This window comes from Streptomyces sichuanensis (assembly GCF_020328095.1).
Taxonomy (GTDB): Bacteria; Actinomycetota; Actinomycetes; order Streptomycetales; family Streptomycetaceae; genus Streptomyces; species Streptomyces cinnamoneus.
The window spans coordinates 1-417 of the sequence record NZ_JAIXMK010000284.1 but is presented as its reverse complement, the minus strand read 5'-3'; the positions used below and the strand labels follow the sequence as shown (position 1 = coordinate 417).

Here is a 417-nt window from a genome sequence, read left to right as displayed (position 1 = left end):
CCGGCCCGTTCCGCGGGACGCGGATCTTGTCCAGCACGGGCTTGAACTGCGTGCAGTCCGCCCGCTGTCCCGGTGTGACGATCAGGGACAGCGGGCGGCAGCGGCCGTCCGCGCTCAGGTGGAGCTTGGTGGTGAACCCGCCCCGCGAGCGGCCCAGGCCCTCACCTCCTGCACCACCTCCACCAGGCGGGCGACGAGGCTCTGCCACGGCGTTTCGCCCTGGTGTTCTGCCGCCGCGACCCCCTTTGAGGCGGGCGCCGGCGGTGGTTCGGTCCGGGCGCCGGCAGCGTGCTGATGCGCCCGCACGATGGTGGAGTCGACCGAGATGTCCCAGTCGATCTCCCCGGCCGCGCCGGCCTCGGCCTGGACCCGCTGGAGCAGGCGTTCCCAGGTTCCGTCGGCCGACCACAGGCGGTG

General features: G+C 73.6%; 1 pseudogene. It reads right to left on the bottom strand.

Annotated elements, in window-relative coordinates:
* A pseudogene (locus tag LE181_RS31975) lies at positions 1-417 on the bottom strand (transposase); the annotation flags it as partial.